The following is a 15520-nucleotide window of genomic DNA, read 5'->3' on the forward strand; positions in this document are numbered from 1 at the left end:
GGAGCAGTTTCGCAGAACGTAATCCTTCCGTGTGATCATGGGCGCGCGAGTGACATCGGGGCCCCGATGGTTCGCCGAGTCGGGGAGTGGCCGGATGGGCTTGACGTCGTTGGTGTCCGCGGTTCGTTCACAGGTGCTGGGGTCGCTGGCCCGCAGGTTCGCCGGCGACGGCCCGTACGCCGGCCTGGCCCTGCTCCCGGACCGCATCCTGTGGCCGCTGCACCGCGACGGCCTCGACCCGGTCGAGCGGATGGCCGAGATCCGCGGGCGCGAACCGGTCAGCAAGTTGCCGGTGCCGTTCGGGATCCGGGCCTGGCTGGTGACCGGCGACGACGCGACCCGGGAGGTCCTGGGCAGCCTCGACGGGTTCAGCAACGACTTCGGCAAGTTCGCGGGCAAGGTCGGGATCAAGATCAGCGCCGACCCGGGCGGTCTCGGGTTCGCCGACCCGCCGGACCACACCCGCCTGCGCCGGATGCTGACCCCCGAGTTCACCATGCGCCGGCTGAGCCGCCTGCAGCCGCGGATCGAGGCCATCGTCGCCGACCGGCTCGACGCGCTGGGAGCCGCCGGCGCGCCCGCCGACCTGTGGCACGAATGGGCGCTGCCGATCCCGGCGCTGACCATCTGCGAACTGCTCGGGGTGCCGTACGCCGACCGCGAGTACTTCGAGAAGGTCAGCATGTCCAGGTTCGACATGGGTGCCGGCGCGCACGCACCCCTCGACGCGGTCTCCGAGTCGCTGAACTACCTCGACGGGCTCATCAAGGAGCAGCGCCGCATCCCCGGTGACGGCCTGCTCGGTGCGCTGATCCGGACCCACGGCGACGCGATCGACGACCGCGAGCTGGCCGGCCTGGCCGACGGGGTGCTGACCGGTGGCCTGGAGACCTCGGCCAGCATGCTGGCGCTGGGCGCGATGGCCCTGATGGAGGACCCGGCTATGGCCGCGCAGCTGCGGGCCGGCGAGAACGTCGACGCGATCGTGGATGAGCTGCTGCGCTACCTCACCGTCGTCCAGGTGGCCTTTCCCCGCGTGGCGATCCGGGACCTGGAGATCGGCGGGGTGCCCATCCGTACGGGCGACGTGGTGATCTGCTCGCTCAGCGGCGCCAACCGCGACCAGCAGGTCGGCGCGGAACCGGAACGGATCGACCCGGCCCGCCGCCCCGGCCGGTCCCACCTCGCGTTCGGGTACGGCGTGCACCGCTGCATCGGCGCCGAGCTGGCCAAGATGGAGCTGCGTACGGCGTTCCCCGCCCTGGTGCGCCGCTTCCCGGATCTGCGGATGGCGGTCGACCCGGCCGACCTGCAGTTCCGCCGGGCCTCGATCGTCTTCGGCGTCGACAGCCTCCCGGTGCACACGGTGTAGACAACTTGCCGCGCACTCAGCCTGCCGTCAGCCTGCCGACCAGGGAATGCGCTGCCGCGGTGACCAGTTCGCGGTCGTAGGTGACGACGAACTCGAACTCGCGGTCGCCGTCCGACCCGGCGTCGCCCATGTCCCGGGCGATCAGGGCAGCCGACGTGTGACCGCCGAGAACAACCACGGTCCACTCGCTGGCGAGCGGATCCTGAACGGCCAGGGCCGAACCCCGCACGCCGGGAGCGGGGCTCGCCGGCATGTCCACACCGAGGACGCCGATGAACGGCAGCTTCGCCGCGAGCTCGGTGTAGTCCTGGACCGTGGACGGCCGGAAATACCTGGCATGCTCGAACGCCGCGAGCAGGACCGGCGGCACCGCGGCCTGCACCGCCATCAGCTCCAGCGTCTTCGACACCGGGATGAGCAGATGTTTCGGGGCGTGCCGGACCCGGTGGCGCGGTCCCACGAGCCCGTACGGCGTGGCGTGCAGGGCCGGCCCGATCGGTCGCGCGGTGAACCGCTCCGGCCGGAACGCCGACGGTGCGAAACCGCGCTCACCCCGGCCCCACAACCAGCCCTGGCCCAGCGTCGCGCCGAGGACCAGCGCGCGGGTCAGGTCGTCCTGGGTCTCGATACCCTCGGCGACCACCTCGGCCCCGGACTGCTCCGCGTACGCCCGCACGGCACCCGCCACGGTGACGGTGGCCGGATCCTTGACCGTACGCAGCAGCTGCAGGTCGAGCTTGACCACCTCGGGCCGCAGCAGCGGGATGAACGCGAGCGACTCGGGCTGCGCCCCCACATCGTCCACGGCGATGGCGCACCCGGCGGCCCGGAGCCGCTCGGCACCGGCCAGCATCCCGGCGGGATCGGCGGCCAGGGCCCGCTCCGTGATCTCGACGACCACCTGCACGTGCGGCGCCCGCTCGGCGAGGGCGCCGAGGACGATGTCCAGCCGCTGGGTGAGGGTGCTGGGCTCGAGATTGACGAACAGCGTCACCGGCCGCCCCTGCGCCAGGGCCCCCGCATCCGTCAGCGACGACCGCAGGGAGGCCAGCTCGAGCTCGGCGAGGCGCCCCTCGGCCCGCGCCGCGTCGAGCAGCACCATCGGCGATTCCCACCTGGTGCCGCTGGGCCCGCGGAGCAGCGCCTCGTAGGCCAGCACCGTCCCGGTGTCCAGATCGATGAACGGCTGATAGACGCAGTGCAGCCCACAGTCACGCAGTACGTCGCCGAGCTCTGCCAGGTGCGTGTCTGTGGCGCTCACTCCCGCCTGATCGGCACACCGCCCCCGTTCCTGAGCCGGGCTTCCGTGCGACCGGTCAGAGCCGTTTCGTGAACGCGCAGAACTCGTTGCCCTCCGGGTCGGCCAGCACCCAGGGCGTATGGATCGCGTCGGGTTGCCGCAGGATGGTCGCACCGGCCAGGAGCAGGGCGGACGGATCCCGGTCCCGCAGGTCGAGGTGCCAGTGCAACCGGTTCCTGGTGACCTTGGGCTCGGGCACCGGGTCGAAGAGCAGGTAATCCCACGGGAAGCCGGGCGCGGCCTTGACCGCGGCCGCCGGACCCTCGGCGATCACGTCACCGCTGAGGATGCGACCCCACCAGCGCGCCTGGGCGTACGCGTCGCGACATTTGACGACGAGCTGGAAGATCCCGCTGGGACGATCGTCGACCGAGGGATAGGCGCAGAGGTGGTTGCCCTCCGGATCGGCCAGGACATACCAGGGGTCAGGACCGGGGGACCGTACGATCTGGGCGCCGGCCGCGACAAGAACGTCCGGGGCCGCCCCGCTGAGCCGCAGGTCCAGATGCGCCCTGGTCGCCTGCGGGCGCAGCTCCCGGACGGTCGTGAGCCGGAGGATCTCGTTCGGCGAGCGCCCGGGCGCGGCATCGATCCGCAACCGCCCGGGGCCGACGTCCTGGACCGTGCCACCGCCGAGCGCGACACTCCAGAACCGCGCGGCCCGCGGTGCGTCCAGCACCTCCAGGCTGAGTCCATCGAACTGCGCCGCCGGCAGGACGTACTTCGCCAGCTCCTCGGTCAGGGTGGATTTGTGCAGCATTGACCCCTCCTGGGACGTGGTCTGAACACACGCCACCGGGGTCTCGAGCGGCTTCTTCGACGGCCGACACTAGCGCCGGGCCGCGTCGGCGGAAAGCCCCCGGCCCCCAAAGAGTGAAGATTGTTTCCTAGAAAATCTATGCTCGCGGTACTAGACATGCTTGGTGGAAGCGGTTAACGTTTCTCTTGTTGAAAGAGAAGCAACAGCAAAGACGCAGACGATCACCACCCTGGCTGAGGGTGAAGGAGCTGGACCGACACCGACCCGGCTCAAGCAGTGGCAAGGAGCAGTGGCAAGGCAGGGCGTTCGTCGCACGTGTTCGGGGCCATGAAGTCGCGTGGGGTTCCGGCGCCGGCGGACGAGTTCAGGTAATCAGAGGAAAGGGAGGGTTTCACACCGTTGGATCGCCCGTTACCGGCTGCTTGTCAGGGCTGGGCACGGACACCGTTGTTTCCATCGAACGAGAGGTGGTCTCCGGTCACGCTTATGCGGTCCTCGCACCCGAAACCCGGATATCGGGCTGGTGCGGATACGACAACCCGGCGATTCTGCCGGTAGATGGTGGTTAAGACCCGTAACCCTTGGGCCCCGGTGCTGATCAAGCACCGGGGCCCTCGTTCTTGCTTGCGTTCCGTGCTTTCCGGCCGCGGCGGGTCAGCCCGGGGGTGGGCCGGGGGCTGTGCGAGGGTGTGTCACCTTCGGGGGCGGGTGGGGTCCGTTCGCTGGGCCGGGCGGCCGGCGGGCCAGGAGTAGCGCTCCACGTGCCGGAACGTTCGGTGGGCTGTGCGCCGGGTGTCGGTGGCCGGGGGTGTCCATCGGCCGCGCTGATCGGGTAACGGGACCCGCTGCTCGTCCAGCAGCCGCCACAATCTGGTGCCGCAATCCGCGCACCGGCCGTGCTGGATGAAGACGCCGGTCGGGTGGGCCGACTCGCTGACCACGACGACCAGGCCGCCGCAGCACGCACATAGGACACCCCGGGCCGCATCCACCCGCTCAGCCTAAGCGCTCACCCCGGAGAACGCGACCGCAGCGAAAGTCGCCGCCGGACCGGCGGGCCCGGATCCTTCCGCGCGGTGACGGGCCTGTGATAGACCCGTATCACTGCGTTACTCGTAACGGGTTGGAAACAGGGAGGCAATGTGGCCACCTCGGTCAGTCGTCGTTCCGTGCTTGCTGCCGGCGCGGGCGCCGCCGTCGGGCTGACTCTTCCGGCCGCGGCGGCTCACGCCGGTGGGCATTCGGGTGTCAGTGTGGGGTTCACGGTCAACGCCGCGACGCTCGACGGCGGGGAGCAGGTCACCTCGCTGACCCTCGCCACCGGACGGCTCGGGCGGATCGACCCGGCGAGCCTGACGACCGGCACGTTCAGCGTCCACGTCAAGGCCACGAGCCCGGTTCCCATCGCGCCGGGTGACCAGATCTTCAGCGAGTACGACCTGGACCGCGTGGTGAGCGGTGTGCGGCTCGACCGGCACGGCAACATCGTGGTGGAGCTCGAGCACGGGGAGGGGCAGGCCGGTGCCTCGACGCTCGGGTACATCGCGGGCAAGGGGCGCAATGTTCGGCTCGTCCTCGCGTACACATTGGTGCAGAATCTGGCATTTGTTGTTGATGGCCGGCGGCGCGTGACCGTTCAGGAGTTTGTGCAGGGGCGGCTGGTCAACCCGGAGGTGGACGCTTTCGGCTATCGCGTCTCGGGGTCGGGGATGAAGTACCGGCTGTATTCGCCGGCGGAGCGGTCCGGCAGGCGGCCGCTCGTCGTCTGGCTGCACGGCGGTGGCGAGGGGGCCTCGTTGCCCGACAACTACTACGACAACGAGACCACCCTGCGGGCCAACCGGGGAGCGCTCGGCTTCGCGACACCGCAGGCACAGCGGATCTTCTCCGGCGCGTACGTCGTGGCCCCGCAGAGCACGTCGTTCTGGCTCGAGGACGGCGACCGCTTCGCACCCCAGATCCTGGAGATCATTCGCGAGGTCGTCCGCCGCAATCCCGTGGACCGCGACCGCATCTACGTCGCAGGCTGCAGCAACGGCGGTTACATGAGCCTCAAGATGACCACTGTCTACCCGGACCTGTTCGCGGCGTCCGTACCCGTCTGTGGTGTGGTCGAGTCCCTGCAACCCGGCGGCCCGACCATGATCACCGACGCCGAGCTCCGCGGCATCTCCACCCCGACCTGGCTCATCGCCTCCCGCGACGACGACACGGTCCCGCCTGAGCCCAACACGGTCCACGCGCACGACCTCATCCCGGGTTCCCTGCTCTCCCTCTACGACCACGTCATCTGGGACGGCTACCAGTTCCCCGGCCACTGGTCCTGGATCTACGCCGCACGCAACGACCCGAGCAACCACGGCACCCACCTCTGGCAATGGATGGCCCGCCAACGCGCTTGACGCACCGCACGCCGTTCGCCGCCGAGGGTGACGGCGGCGTGATCCACCCGCTTCGGCCGGGTCGGTCACGCCGTCGTGTCCGGGTAGGGCGGTGCGGGTCAGCGCACGACGATGGTGTGTGTCCCCGGGCCGATGTCCTGCACCGTCTTTCCGGGGATGGCGGCGCCGTTCAGGGTGGTGCGGGCCCGGGCCGGCAGGGAAACCTGTCCACGGGTTCCGGTGGGTGCCGTGATGCTGAGCGTGAACGTCGACGCCGTACGCTCCCAGGAGACGGTCAGCGGGCCGTGCGGCGTGGGGACGGTGCCGTGGGCCCACGTGACCGTGCCGGGGTGCGGTTCGAGCGTCCAGGTGGCGAAGCCGGGGGCGGTGGGTGTCACGCCGAGGAGTTCGTTGGTCAGGGCTGGGAGGACGCCGGTGGACCAGCCGTGGACCATGCTGGTGAAGCCGTCCTCGTACGGTTCGCCGCCGGGGCCGATGCCCTCCCATGCGGCGCTGCCGGGGTCGTGGGTCGCCATCCAGCCGTAGGTGCGCTTGATCTGGTCGATCGCGCTGTCCGCCGCGCCGGTCCGGAAACGCGCCACGATCTCCGGGTACGACGTGAAGGCGTACACCCGTTCCGAGGCGCCCCCGACGCCGGGGAGGGTGTTGTTGTCCATGAACGCGTTGCCGTAGGGCTGCCGGGTGGTGGCGTCCAGGTAACGCAGCGCGGAGGCCGCCCGGGCGGGGTCGGCGACGTCCGCGGTGATCGCGAGGGAGTTGCCGTCCTGGCCGTGGCGGACCGGGCCGTCGAGCGTGTCCAGGTAGGCGCCCGCGCCGGCGTCCCAGAGCTTGGCGTTGACCGCGGCGGCAACCGTGGCGGCGCGGCGGGTCCAGCGGTCGGCGTCGGCGGTGTAACCGAGGAAGCCGGCGATGCGGGCCGCGTCGCGCAGGGCCTGGACGTACAGCACGTTGTAGTAGGTGACCCGGCCGCTGCGGGGCAGAAAGGCGTAGTCGCCGTACTCTCCGGTGCCGTTGAGGCCCTTGCTCAGCAGGCCGTCGCCGTCGGTGACGCTCGGATACCAGGTGTCGAGGACGGCGGTGAGTGTCGTCCAGTGGTCCGCGGCGTACGCCCGGTCCCCGGTGTACAGCACGTAGTCCCAGCTCGTGGTGATCCACCACAGTGGGTAGTCGAAAAGCTTCAAGCCGTACCCGACGATCGAGGCGGGCGGGAGGAAACCGTCGGACCGCTGGTGGGCGGCCAGGTCGGCGAGCACGTTACGCGCGGCCTCGGCGGCGTCCGGATGGGTCAGATAGAGGGTACGCCCGGAGACGGCCAGGTCGCCGACGTACGGGTCCCGGTCGCGTTTCGCCCCGTCGTGCAGGACGAGCTTGCCCTCGAGGGTGGGACTCGCCGCGTTGCGGGGGTCGCAGTCGGTGGCCCGGAACGTGTCGACGGTGAGCTCGTTGGCGTACGACGCGGCGTACCAGTAGCGGTTGAGCTCGTCGTCGGAGCAGAGGAACGTCCCCGCGTACGACTCGGGCGTGCCGAGGTAGGCGGTGAACTCCAGCGCCACCGCGTCGATGGCGACCTGGCCGTAGGGCAGCGCGGCGGGGGCGTCGGCGGGCAGCGCGTCCAGGGTGATCTTCAGGTAGCGGAAGCCGTGCAACCCCTCGGCGTGCACCTGGGTGCCGCTCTGGTCGCCCGGCTGGTCGAGCCAATCGGCGCCGCCGGCCGGTACGGCGAACTGGTCCGTGCCCGGGCCGCCGGAGCCGTCGCCGCGCGTGTAGTCGGAACGGTCGCCGAGGAACTGCAGCGTCTCGGAGAACGCCAGGCGCACCCCGGGGTTGTTGTCCGACGCCCACGCGAAGACCACCCGCGGGTAGCCGACGACGACCTTGCCGAAGTCGACGGTGACGCTCGGGGCGACCGCCGGCTCGACGATGCCGGGCCACAGCGCGTTCACACGCGTGTACTGCCCGCGCGGCGTGTCCTGGGTGCGGGTCACCGTCAGCCGTAGCGAACCGGTGGTGACCGCCGCGCCGAACGGGACCACCCGCTGGACGTCGCTGTTGCCGGTCACCGTCGCGGCCGGCTGCCAGGCGGTGCCGTCCCAGGTCTCAATCGTGAAATCGACGGGTACGCCGTCCGCATTCGACAGCAGCGTCACCCCGGGCAGCGTCTGTGCCGTGGGCGTGGTGACCGTCAGCACCGCCGGGTAGGTGGCCGGTTCCGCGTCGTTCCAGAACGTCGCGGGATCCGCGTCGACGGCGTTGCCCGGGTCGTACGTGGTGGGTGTGCCGTTGTTGCCGCCGTTGGGGGCGTGGAACGACGAGGCGGTGGCGGTGGTGCCCGCGGGCCACTGTGGCGGCGCCGTGGGCCGGGGCCTGGTGAGGACGGTGACGGTGCCGCCGCGGGTCAGCAGCGCGTCCGGGTCGCGTACGTCCCCGGTGGTCGCCGTCACCAGGGCCGGCGTGACGTGCCGATCGGCCGGGCCCACGACGTAGCGCTGCCAGCCGGGCTCCTCGGCGGGCGCGGCCGCCGGCGCCTCCTGGGGGATCGCGGCTGCGGCGGCCTCCTGGGGGATCGCGGCTGCGGCCGCCTGCTGGGGAATTGCGGCTGCGGCCGCCGTGGCGATGCCTGCTTGCAGCAGGAGGCGGCGCGGGATGCCGGGCTGTGTCGTGAAACGTTTCATGTCACCGATTTTCGTCGCGGACGGCCTCGACGTCCATCAATGGATCATGCGTTGGTCATCGAGTGCAGCACGTTTGCCCGCGTTCGGGGTTGCGGTCAAGTAGACCAGTCGTCTACAGTTCTGGACGTGGCCAACGAGGCCCACAGGTGATCGAAGGGGTTCTGTGATGAACGTTCTGCTGGTTCTGACCTCGCACGACGAGCTGGGCACCACCGGGCGCAAGACCGGCTTCTGGCTGGAGGAGCTCGCGGCGCCGTACTACCGGCTCAAGCAGGCCGGCGCGACCGTCACGCTGGCCTCGCCGAAGGGTGGCCGCCCGCCGCTCGACCCGAAGAGCAACGAGCCCGGCTCCCAGACCGACGACACCCGCCGGTTCGAGGCCGACCCCGAGGCGGAGGCCGCGCTGGACTCGACCGTCGTGCTGAGCACGGTCGACCCCGCCGACTACGACGCGGTGTTCTACCCGGGCGGGCACGGCCCGCTGTGGGACCTGGCCGAGGACACCGACTCGATCGCGCTCATCGAGACCACGCTGCGGGCCGGTAAGCCGGTCGCGCTGGTCTGCCACGCGCCGGGCGTGCTGCGTCACGTCACCAACGCCGACGGCACCCCGCTGGTCCAGGGGCGCCCGGTGACCGGGTTCACCAACAGCGAGGAGGACGGCGTCGGCCTGACCGACATCGTGCCGTTCCTCGTCGAGGACGAGCTCAAGGCCAAGGGCGGCGTCTACTCCAAGGGCGCCGACTGGGGCTCCTACGTCGTCCGTGACGGGCTGCTGATCACCGGCCAGAACCCCGCCTCGTCCGCCGAGGCCGCCGACGTCCTGCTCACCGTGCTCGCCTCCGCCTGATCATCCCGCTCGAGACAAAGGAAACCATCATGCCCTACATCGCTGTCAGCAACGGCGTCGAGCTGCACTACGAGGACTTCGGCACCGGTGACCCGGTCGTGCTCATCCACGGCTGGCCGCTGTCGGGCCGCAGCTGGGAGGCTCAGATCGCGCCACTGGTCGCGGCCGGTAAACGCGTCATCACGTACGACCGCCGAGGCTTCGGTCAGAGCAGCCAGCCCTGGGACGGCTACGACTACGACACGTTCGCCGCCGACCTCGACGGACTGCTCACCACGCTCGACCTGACCGGCGTCACGCTCGTCGGCTTCTCAATGGGCGGCGGCGAGGTCGCCCGTTACCTCGGCAGCTACGGCAGCGCCCGGATCGCCCGCGCGGTGTTCGCCGGTGCCGTTCCGCCGTACCTCTACAAGAGCGACGACAACCCGGGCGGCGGTCTCGACGACGCCACCATCAAGGGCTTCCAGGACGGCGTGATCACCGACCGGATCGCCTTCGTCGACGGCTTCGCGCAGAACTTCTTCACCGCCGGTGGCAAGCAGAAGGTCAGCGACGCCCAGCTCCGCTACGCCCAGGAGCTCGCCCACGTCGCGTCCGCCAAGGGCACCCTCGACAGCATCGCCGCGTTCAGCTACACCGACTTCCGCCCCGACCTCGCGAAGATCGACATCCCCACCCTGGTCATCCATGGCGACAGCGACGCCATCGTCCCGATCGAGGTCAGCGGCGCCCGCACCGCCGAGGCCGTCCCCGGCGCCAAGCTGGTCGTCATCAAGGACGGCCCGCACGGCATCAACGCCAGCCACCCCGCCGAGTTCAACGAGGCCCTGATCGGCTTCCTGAACAGCTGACGCCGTCCTGAGCGCGGGACCGCTGGGGATCTTCCCCGGCGGTCCCGCTCAGTCTGTGGCGCCGGACACCCGACGGCTGTCAACGCCGCGCCCGACGGATGGCATCCACGAGGTGGTGTAGTCGTCGCTTCATGGAACGGGCAACCGAAGCAGGGGTCTTGAGTAACCAGAGGGCGACACACGTCGGCAGTCTGCTGCGTCCCGCGGAGCTTCTCCGCGCCCGGCAGGACCACGCCGCCGGCCGGGTCGACGCGGCCGCGCTGGAGGTGGCCGAGGACACCGCGATCCAGATGATCCTGGCCGTGCAGCGCGACAGCGGCATCGGCCCGTACACCGATGGTGAATACCGCCGTAACGACTTCATGAGCCAGCTCACCAGGGGCACGGACGGCTTCGTCACGCAGGCCCCGACGCTCGATTGGAGCGCGGGCGAGGACGACGCGATCCTGAACCTCATCGGCGGCAAACTGCGGCACCGGGATCGTTTCACCGAGCGCGAGGCCACGTTCCTGGCACGGCACGCACCGGGACCGTTCAAGGTGACCATTCCCGAGGTGACGAACTTCGTGGTGGCCAACTGGCAGGCGGGCGTGAGCGACGGCGCGTACCCGACCCGGGCGGACATCGTCGACGATCTCGCCGCGGTGCTGCGGACCGAGGTTGACGCGCTGGTCCGCGACGGCGTACGGCACATCCAGATCGACGCTCCCTGCTTCACCAGTTTCGTCAATGACAAGCTGATCGCCGTCTTCGAGGCCGAGGGGCTCGACCCGCGCGAGCTGCTGCGGCGTTGTATCGAGGCCGACGCCCGCATCGTCGCCGGTCTCCGCGAGCGCGGCGTGACCGTCGGCATGCACATCTGCCGCGGCAACTACCGGGGACAGTGGTTCAACGAGGGCACGTACGACGGCATCGCCGAGGACGTCTTAGGCGGAATCCCCGTCGACCACTGGCTCCTGGAGTACGACACCGACCGGGCCGGCAGCTTCGCCCCGATCCGCCACGTACCCGCCGGCACCACCGTCGTCCTCGGCCTGGTCACCACCAAGACCGGCGAGTTGGAGAACCCCGACGACCTTGTGCGCCGCATCGACCAGGCGAGCCGGTATTTCCCGCTGGACGCCCTGGCGATCAGCCCGCAGTGCGGCTTCGCCTCGGAGGTCCAGGGCAACCCTCTGAGCTGGGACGACCAGCGCCGCAAACTCGACCTGGTCGTCAGCACCGCCCAGCGGGTCTGGGGCTGAGGATGGGCATGCCCCTGGTCATCGAATCGGGCGGATACACCCTGACACTCGCGGACGGCGAGCTGGTGACGGAGGCTCAGCGTCTGCGCCACGACGTGTTCGCAGCGGAGTACGGAACCCAGCTCCCCACCCTCCGCAACGGACTCGACGTCGACGAGTACGACCCCCACAGCGACCATCTCGTCGTACGCCATGACGCGAGCAACACCGTCGTCGGCACCTACCGCATGATGTCGGCGGCCAGCGCGACTCTCGTCGGCAGGCGTTACGGGGAGCGGACCTTCGACCTGGCCCCGCTCGAACCGCTCGGCGCCGACCTCGTGGAGACCGGCCGGGCAGCGGTCCACCCGGAGCATCGCAACGGGGCGGTCAACGGCCTGATGTGGGCCGGCATCGCCAGGTATCTGAGCATGACGGGCCGGAACTGGCTCGGCGGCTGCGTCTGGGTGCCCGGCGGCTCGGACGCGGGGGAGCGCGCTGCCGGGATCTGGGCGGCCACCCGCGAGAAATATCTGGCGCCACCCGAGTTCCGCGTCGAGCCCCGGTACCGGGCGGCGCTGAGGGAAATCCCGTCCGCGCTTCCGCCGCTGTTGCGCGGCTATCTGCGGCTGGGTTCGTGGATCTGCGGCGAGCCCGCGTACGACCCCGAGGGCGGGATCTTCACGTTCTACGTCCTGTTGTCGGTCGACCGGATGACCCCGCGTTACCGGCGCCATTTCTTCGGCGCGTCAGACCCCAGCTCACAGGAGTGAACAAGTGTCCCTCTGGAATATGATCACCGGCCGTCCGGGCAGGACCGTGGCCGGTGGCGTGCTCGTCGTCGACGGCCTGGTCGGGATCGACACCCCCGGTCGTCAGCGCGGCGGCCTGCTCGGCTCGTTGCTCGCCGGGATCATCGGCATCGTGTTCGTGGGTCTCGGCCTCTACATCCAGCACCATTCGCAGCCGTACGCGGACGGCACGAAGGTGACCGGCCAGGTCACGTCCGTCCACGTGGGCCGCAGCGAGAAGGGCAACAAGCCCATGTACTCCCGCGAGGTCCGGTTCGTGACGGGCGATGGCCAGCAGGTCGACTTCGCAGAGTCGGGTTCGAGCAGCACGCCCGCCAAAGTCGGCGACCCGGTGGAGATCTCCTACCGCGCCGCCGATCCGTCGCAGGCCCGCATCGTCGGCGAGAACACCTGGATCCCGCTGGCGATCATGGGTGTGGGAGCCCTGGTCGCGGTCGTCGGCATCCTGACGTTCATCGTTCGTCTCATCACCCTCATCGCGGGCATCGCGCTACTGGCCAAACGGTAGCGGGACGGCGAGGGTCCGGCTGATCTCCGCCCGGAGCTGAGCCGCGTGCGGCCCGTCGGCACCGGCGACGAGCGTGAGCGCTTCCCAGTAGGCCTCGTCCGCCTCGTTGCTGCGACCGGCGCGGTCGAGCATGGAAGCGAAGGATCGCAGGGACTCGGCGGCGAGGGCCGGGGCCCCGTGCCGGCGATACAGCTCGATGGCCCGGCGATAGCTCTTCGCGCCCTCGACGGCGTCGCCCAGGCCGAAGCAGGCGTAGCCGAGCGTGTCCCAGGTGGCCGCCAGCCGGGACGGGCTCAGGTGCGCAGCCAGCTCGAGGGCGGTCCGGGCGTCCGCCACCGCGTCGGCGTAGCGGCCCAGTTTCGCGCTGGCCCAGGCAGCCGCGTTGAGCGCGCCGGCCCGCTCGGCGGGGTGGGTGCCGGTCCCGGAGAGCGCGAGCGTCAGCCGGTAATGGTCGAGGGCAGCCGCCCAGTCACCCTGCTCGGAGAGTGCGAACGCGGTCAGGACGTGGGTCCGCACCACGGCCTCGCGGTCACCGGACTCCTCGAAGACGGCCAGGGCGCGCCGCAGCCAGACGTGCGCCTGCGGATAGCGGCCCAGCTTCGACTCGACGATGGCCAGCCCCCACATGGTCCGGGCCTCGGCGCGCGGTTCGCCGCCCCGGACCGCGGCGGCGTACCCGGCCTCCTGGGACGTCTGCAGCAGATGCCACAGGCCCTGCCGGTTGAGGTAGTCGCGGATCACCCAGGACAATTGCCAGGCGTGCCGGTCGAAGCCCTGCTGCGCGGCGGCATGCAGCGCGGTGAGCAGGGCGGGATGTTCGGCGTCGAACCACGCGACCGGGTCGGTGTCCGGTTCGATCACGCCGGGGGCGGGCAGATCCGGAACGATGGGCTCCCGTCGTCTGAAGAGCCGCGAGTTGGCGGTCCGGCCCGCGTAGAGATAGTGGTCCAGCAGGCGACGGAAGACCTCCTCCCGCTGTTGCGGCGGGTCCAGATCGAGGCCCACTTCATGTCCGTACGCGCGGACGAGATCGTGAACCACCCACCTGCCCGGCCGGTGCTCGGTCAGGAGCGCGGCAGCGACGAGCTCGGCGAGCAGCCCGCGCGTCTCGGCAACGGGCCGGGCCAGCATGCTGGCGGCCGCGTCGGCGCTGAGATCAGGCCCCGGATGCAGGCAGAGCTGACGGAAGGCTTCTGCCGCACTGTCGCTGAGCGAGCGATAGGACCAGGAGAGTACGGCGGCCACGTCGAACGCCGCATCCGGCCTGCGGAACGCCGACAGCGTGCCGGACGCGGCGTGCAGGTCCGCGGCGATCGCGGAGAGCGGCAAGTGGGTGCTCGCAGCAGCCCTGGCACCGATCACGGCCAGCGCCAGGGGCAGCCGGCCGCTGAGTTCGAGAACGTCCCGGGCAGCGGCGCGCTCGGCGCGCACCCGGTCGTGTCCGGCGCGGGCGGCGAACAGGGCGAGCGCCTCGTCGTGGTCCGGCGGCCGGAGCACGAGCATCGCCGCGCCGGTCCGCACGACCAGGTCCGGGACTGTGCCCCGGCTCGTCACGATCACGAGGGAGGTGCCGGCGCCGGGCAGCAGATCCAGGACCTGGTCCGCGGTGGCCGCGTTGTCCAGCAGGATCAGCATCCGGCGGTCCGCGAGCAGGCTCCGGAACAGTGCGGCGCGGTCGGCGAGCCGGCCCGGAATCCCCGCGGTGGTCACCCCGAGTGCCTGCAGGAAACCGTCGAGCACGTCGGCCGGTGACAGCGGCTCGTCGTACGGACCGTAGCCGCGCAGGTCCGCGTAGAGCTGGCCGCCGTCGTAGTGACGGGAGGCCAGCCGGTGGGCCCAGTGCAGCGCCATCGACGTCTTGCCGACCCCGCCCATCCCCGCGATGACCACGATCGCGGGCCCCGGCCCGAACGCCGCGAGCAGCTCGTCGGCGCGGCGCAACTCGCTGTCGCGGCCGGCGAAAACGGCGGGCGCCGGGGGTAACTGAGCGGGCCGGGTAGCGGGTGCGGGAAGGGGTTCGGGGCCCGGGTCGTTCTGCAGCATGCGGCGGTGGAGTTCCTGCAGCGCGGGCATCGGTTCGATGCCGAGCTCCTCCCTGAGCAGTCGTTCCACAGAGCGGTAGGCGGCGAGCGCCTCGGCTCGCGACCCGGTCTGGTGCAGGGCGAGGATGTGGAGCTCGCGAAGGCGCTCGCGAAACGGGAACTGCTTGATGACCGCGGGGAGTTCGGCGATGGCCCGCGCGTGGTGGCCGGCCTCGAGCTCGGCCGCGAACAGCGTCTCGTAGGTCGCGGCCCGCAGGGAGGAGAGCTGGGCACGATGTGTTTCGGCCCAGACGCCGTCGAGCCCGGCCAGCGGTTCGCCGCGGAAGGTCTCCAGGGCCTGTCGTGCGCGATCGGCCCGGTCAGCGGCCGAGGCGGGCGCGGGGAGTGGGGCGGTCAGTTCCCGGAAGCGCGACAGGTCGAAGGAGTCCGGGCCGGCCCGCAGGACATAGCCGCGTGCCACCGACTCGATGGTGACGCCCGTCGGGGCCAGTACGGCGCGCAGGCGGGAGACGTACGTGCGGACTGTCTTGACGGCCCCAGCCGGTGCCTCGTGTGCCCAGAGCGCCTCGGTCAGCTCGCCGGTCGACGTCACCGCGCCCTCGTTCAGCAGGATCGCCGCGAGAACCGTGCGCTGCTGCGGGGGACCGAGCCGGAGCGGGTGCCCGCCGGCCCAGGCCTCCACCGGCCCGAGAACGCCGAAGGACACGTGCTGCATCGCCGCATCATAG

12 protein-coding genes are annotated in these 15520 nt (G+C 70.7%); 7 read left to right on the forward strand and 5 right to left on the reverse strand.

The window, feature by feature from the left end:
- The first annotated feature begins 94 nt into the window (after positions 1-94).
- Positions 95-1372, forward strand: a complete 1278-nt coding sequence (locus Ahu01nite_RS48385; protein WP_203843537.1) for a cytochrome P450 — start codon at positions 95-97, stop codon at positions 1370-1372.
- Positions 1373-1388: 16 nt separating this feature from the next.
- On the opposite strand, the gene Ahu01nite_RS48390 is transcribed toward Ahu01nite_RS48385, so the two are convergent.
- From Ahu01nite_RS48390 to Ahu01nite_RS48400, 3 genes are all read right to left on the reverse strand, one after another.
- On the reverse strand, positions 1389-2633 hold the full coding sequence (locus Ahu01nite_RS48390) for a sensor domain-containing phosphodiesterase (RefSeq protein ID WP_203843538.1): 1245 nt from the start codon (positions 2631-2633) through the stop codon (positions 1389-1391).
- 55 nt (positions 2634-2688) lie between these two features.
- Complete coding sequence (locus tag Ahu01nite_RS48395; protein ID WP_203843539.1) at positions 2689-3432, reverse strand: VOC family protein; 744 nt, start codon at positions 3430-3432, stop codon at positions 2689-2691.
- 692 nt (positions 3433-4124) lie between these two features.
- Positions 4125-4424: a hypothetical protein gene (locus tag Ahu01nite_RS48400; protein ID WP_203843540.1), complete on the reverse strand. Its 300-nt coding sequence runs from the start codon at positions 4422-4424 to the stop codon at positions 4125-4127.
- A 150-nt stretch (positions 4425-4574) separates the two neighbouring features.
- On the opposite strand from Ahu01nite_RS48400, the gene Ahu01nite_RS48405 reads away from it, so the two are divergent.
- Positions 4575-5834, forward strand: coding sequence for a carboxylesterase family protein (locus tag Ahu01nite_RS48405; RefSeq protein WP_203843541.1), 1260 nt, complete (start codon positions 4575-4577; stop codon positions 5832-5834).
- Positions 5835-5932: 98 nt separating this feature from the next.
- On the opposite strand, the gene Ahu01nite_RS48410 is transcribed toward Ahu01nite_RS48405, so the two are convergent.
- Positions 5933-8506, reverse strand: coding sequence for an alpha-L-rhamnosidase-related protein (locus Ahu01nite_RS48410; protein WP_203843542.1), 2574 nt, complete (start codon positions 8504-8506; stop codon positions 5933-5935).
- 166 nt (positions 8507-8672) lie between these two features.
- On the opposite strand from Ahu01nite_RS48410, the gene Ahu01nite_RS48415 reads away from it, so the two are divergent.
- The 5 genes from Ahu01nite_RS48415 (at position 8673) to Ahu01nite_RS48435 (ending at position 12750) form a co-directional block, all read left to right on the forward strand.
- Entirely contained in the window at positions 8673-9356 is a 684-nt protein-coding gene (locus Ahu01nite_RS48415; protein WP_203843543.1) for a type 1 glutamine amidotransferase domain-containing protein, read from the forward strand.
- A gap of 29 nt (positions 9357-9385) precedes the next feature.
- Positions 9386-10207: an alpha/beta fold hydrolase gene (locus Ahu01nite_RS48420; protein WP_203843544.1), complete on the forward strand. Its 822-nt coding sequence runs from the start codon at positions 9386-9388 to the stop codon at positions 10205-10207.
- Between the two features lie 158 nt (positions 10208-10365).
- Positions 10366-11451, forward strand: coding sequence for a cobalamin-independent methionine synthase II family protein (locus Ahu01nite_RS48425; protein WP_203843545.1), 1086 nt, complete (start codon positions 10366-10368; stop codon positions 11449-11451).
- Positions 11452-11453: 2 nt separating this feature from the next.
- Positions 11454-12203, forward strand: a complete 750-nt coding sequence (locus Ahu01nite_RS48430) for a GNAT family N-acetyltransferase (RefSeq protein WP_203843546.1) — start codon at positions 11454-11456, stop codon at positions 12201-12203.
- Positions 12204-12207: 4 nt separating this feature from the next.
- Entirely contained in the window at positions 12208-12750 is a 543-nt protein-coding gene (locus tag Ahu01nite_RS48435; protein ID WP_203843547.1) for a DUF3592 domain-containing protein, read from the forward strand.
- On the opposite strand, the gene Ahu01nite_RS48440 is transcribed toward Ahu01nite_RS48435, so the two are convergent.
- Entirely contained in the window at positions 12733-15507 is a 2775-nt protein-coding gene (locus Ahu01nite_RS48440; RefSeq protein ID WP_203843548.1) for an AfsR/SARP family transcriptional regulator, read from the reverse strand. The genes Ahu01nite_RS48435 and Ahu01nite_RS48440 overlap by 18 nt on opposite strands.
- Positions 15508-15520 lie beyond the last annotated feature (13 nt).

This window comes from Winogradskya humida (assembly GCF_016862215.1).
Taxonomy (GTDB): Bacteria; Actinomycetota; Actinomycetes; order Mycobacteriales; family Micromonosporaceae; genus Actinoplanes; species Actinoplanes humidus.

Coding starts and splice junctions, on each gene's coding strand:
- Ahu01nite_RS48385 (WP_203843537.1), top strand. CDS start 95: ATGGGCTTGACGTCGTTGGTGTCCGCGGTTCGTTCACAGGTGCTGGGG.
- Ahu01nite_RS48395 (WP_203843539.1), bottom strand. CDS start 3,432: ATGCTGCACAAATCCACCCTGACCGAGGAGCTGGCGAAGTACGTCCTG.
- Ahu01nite_RS48410 (WP_203843542.1), bottom strand. CDS start 8,506: ATGAAACGTTTCACGACACAGCCCGGCATCCCGCGCCGCCTCCTGCTG.
- Ahu01nite_RS48415 (WP_203843543.1), top strand. CDS start 8,673: ATGAACGTTCTGCTGGTTCTGACCTCGCACGACGAGCTGGGCACCACC.
- Ahu01nite_RS48420 (WP_203843544.1), top strand. CDS start 9,386: ATGCCCTACATCGCTGTCAGCAACGGCGTCGAGCTGCACTACGAGGAC.
- Ahu01nite_RS48430 (WP_203843546.1), top strand. CDS start 11,454: ATGGGCATGCCCCTGGTCATCGAATCGGGCGGATACACCCTGACACTC.
- Ahu01nite_RS48440 (WP_203843548.1), bottom strand. CDS start 15,507: ATGCAGCACGTGTCCTTCGGCGTTCTCGGGCCGGTGGAGGCCTGGGCC.